This is a genomic window from Thalassolituus sp. ST750PaO-4, assembly GCF_020320405.1.
Taxonomy (GTDB): domain Bacteria; phylum Pseudomonadota; class Gammaproteobacteria; order Pseudomonadales; family Oceanobacteraceae; genus Venatoribacter; species Venatoribacter alkanivorans.
Genome location: NZ_JABVCB010000009.1, coordinates 1 through 3,239, shown reverse-complemented (window position 1 = coordinate 3,239; position 3,239 = coordinate 1). Strand labels below are relative to the sequence as shown.

The following is a 3,239-nucleotide window of genomic DNA, read 5'->3' as shown; positions in this document are numbered from 1 at the left end:
CGATAGCAATTAACTCCACACCATAAAGTTTTGTTCTTCATAGCTTGTAAGAACTGAAACGGTTTGGGGTTATATGGTCAAGTGACTAAGCGTGCACGGTGGATGCCTTGGCATCTGGAGGCGATGAAAGACGTAGTAGCCTGCGATAAGCTTCGGGGAGGTGGCAAACAACCTTTGATCCGGAGATCTCTGAATGGGGAAACCCACCCGTCATAAGGCGGGTATCACACACTGAATACATAGGTGTGTGAGGCGAACGCGGAGAACTGAAACATCTAAGTACCCGCAGGAAAAGAAATCAACCGAGATTCCCTAAGTAGTGGCGAGCGAACGGGGACCAGCCCTTAAGCTGTTTTGTGGTTAGTAGAACGCTCTGGAAAGTGCGGCCGTAGTGGGTGATAGCCCCGTATACGAAAACCTATAAGCAGTGAAAACGAGTAGGACGGGACACGTGATATCCTGTCTGAATATGGGGGGACCATCCTCCAAGGCTAAATACTCCCAGATGACCGATAGTGAACCAGTACCGTGAGGGAAAGGCGAAAAGAACCCCTGTGAGGGGAGTGAAATAGATCCTGAAACCGTGTACGTACAAGCAGTGGGAGCCGACTTAGTTCGGTGACTGCGTACCTTTTGTATAATGGGTCAGCGACTTAATGTTAGTGGCAAGGTTAAGCGAATAGCGGAGCCGTAGGGAAACCGAGTGTTAACTGCGCGTATAGTCGCTAGCATTAGACCCGAAACCGGGCGATCTATCCATGAGCAGGTTGAAGGTTGAGTAACATCAACTGGAGGACCGAACCCACTACCGTTGAAAAGTTAGGGGATGACTTGTGGATAGGAGTGAAAGGCTAATCAAGCCCGGAGATAGCTGGTTCTCCTCGAAAGCTATTTAGGTAGCGCCTCGTGTCTAACCATGGGGGGTAGAGCACTGTTAAGGCTAGGGGGTCATCTCGACTTACCAACCCTTTGCAAACTCCGAATACCCATGAGTTCAATCACGGGAGACACACGGCGGGTGCTAACGTCCGTCGTGAAAAGGGAAACAACCCAGACCGTCAGCTAAGGTCCCAAAGTTACAGTTAAGTGGGAAACGATGTGGGAAGGCTAAAACAGCTAGGAGGTTGGCTTAGAAGCAGCCACCCTTTAAAGAAAGCGTAATAGCTCACTAGTCGAGTCGGCCTGCGCGGAAGATATAACGGGGCTCAAACTGTACACCGAAGCTACGGATGCAATTTATTGCATGGTAGAGGAGCGTTCTGTAAGCCGTTGAAGGTCAAGGTGTGAACCAGGCTGGAGGTATCAGAAGTGCGAATGCTGACATAAGTAACGACAAGGGGAGTGAAAAACTCCCCCGCCGGAAACCCAAGGGTTCCTGTCCAACGTTAATCGGGGCAGGGTTAGTCGGCCCCTAAGGCGAGGCTGAGAAGCGTAGTCGATGGGAAGCGGTTTAATATTACCGCACCTCTTTATAGTGCGATGGGGGGACGGAGAAGGCTAGGCCAGCACGGCGTTGGTTGTCCGTGTTTAAGGTGGTAGGCAGAGGACTTAGGCAAATCCGGGTCCTTAATGCCGAGAACTGATGACGGTGACTCTACGGAGTCCGAAGTGGTCGATGCCATGCTTCCAGGAAAAGCCTCTAAGCTTCAGCTATAAAGAGACCGTACCCCAAACCGACACAGGTGGGTAGGTAGAGAATACCAAGGCGCTTGAGAGAACTCGGGTGAAGGAACTAGGCAAAATGGCACCGTAACTTCGGGAGAAGGTGCGCCGGTTTTGGTGAAGGACTTGCTCCGTAAGCTGAGACCGGTCGAAGATACCAGGTCGCTGCAACTGTTTATTAAAAACACAGCACTCTGCAAACACGAAAGTGGACGTATAGGGTGTGACGCCTGCCCGGTGCCGGAAGGTTAATTGATGGGGTTATCTTCGGAGAAGCTCTTGATCGAAGCCCCGGTAAACGGCGGCCGTAACTATAACGGTCCTAAGGTAGCGAAATTCCTTGTCGGGTAAGTTCCGACCTGCACGAATGGCGTAATGATGGCGACACTGTCTCCACCCGAGACTCAGTGAAATTGAATTCGCAGTTAAGATGCTGCGTTCCCGCGGCTAGACGGAAAGACCCCGTGAACCTTTACTATAGCTTCACAGTGAACTTTGAATTGGCTTGTGTAGGATAGCTGGGAGGCTTTGAAGCAGAGACGCCAGTCTTTGTGGAGCCAATCTTGAAATACCAGCCTGGTCAATTTGGGGTTCTAACTCTGGTCCGTTATCCGGATCGAGGACACTGTGTGGTGGGTAGTTTGACTGGGGCGGTCTCCTCCCAAAGAGTAACGGAGGAGCACGAAGGTCGGCTAATCCTGGTCGGACATCAGGAGGTTAGTGTAATGGCACAAGCCGGCTTAACTGCGAGACAGACACGTCGAGCAGGTACGAAAGTAGGTCATAGTGATCCGGTGGTTCTGTATGGAAGGGCCATCGCTCAACGGATAAAAGGTACTCCGGGGATAACAGGCTGATACCGCCCAAGAGTTCACATCGACGGCGGTGTTTGGCACCTCGATGTCGGCTCATCACATCCTGGGGCTGAAGCCGGTCCCAAGGGTATGGCTGTTCGCCATTTAAAGTGGTACGCGAGCTGGGTTTAGAACGTCGTGAGACAGTTCGGTCCCTATCTGCCGTGGGCGTTTGAGATTTGAGAAGAGCTGCTCCTAGTACGAGAGGACCGGAGTGGACGAACCTCTGGTGTTCCGGTTGTCACGCCCGTGGCATTGCCGGGTAGCTACGTTCGGACAGGATAACCGCTGAAAGCATCTAAGCGGGAAACCTCCTTCAAGATGAGATCTCACTGGAACTTCGAGTTCCCTGTAGGGCCCTGGAAGACTACCAGGTTGATAGGTCAGGTGTGTAAGTGCTGTGAGGCATTGAGCTAACTGATACTAATTGCCCGTGAGGCTTGACCATATAACACCCAAACCCGGTAAGGGTTGATTGAATACGACAAGCAACTGCTTGTTCGCTTGAGAATCTCTTCACTTAACAGTGACTCATGTATCCGCCCTAATTTGAAGTCATGTCGCAGAACGCGTAAGACGACCAGCTTCATAAAGGTTTGCTTGACGACAATAGAGCTGTGGAACCACCTGAATCCATTCCGAACTCAGAAGTGAAACGCAGCATCGCCGATGGTAGTGTGGGGCTTCCCCATGTGAGAGTAGGTCATCGTCAAGCTCTTATTC

At 51.4% G+C, this 3,239-nt stretch carries 2 rRNA genes; both read left to right on the top strand.

Features of this window, described 5'->3' with window-relative positions:
• Window positions 1–75 precede the first annotated feature (75 nt).
• A 23S ribosomal RNA gene (locus HUF18_RS11930) occupies window positions 76–2,964 on the top strand.
• 151 nt (window positions 2,965–3,115) lie between these two features.
• Window positions 3,116–3,231, top strand: a 5S ribosomal RNA gene (rrf, locus tag HUF18_RS11925).
• Window positions 3,232–3,239: the final 8 nt, after the last annotated feature.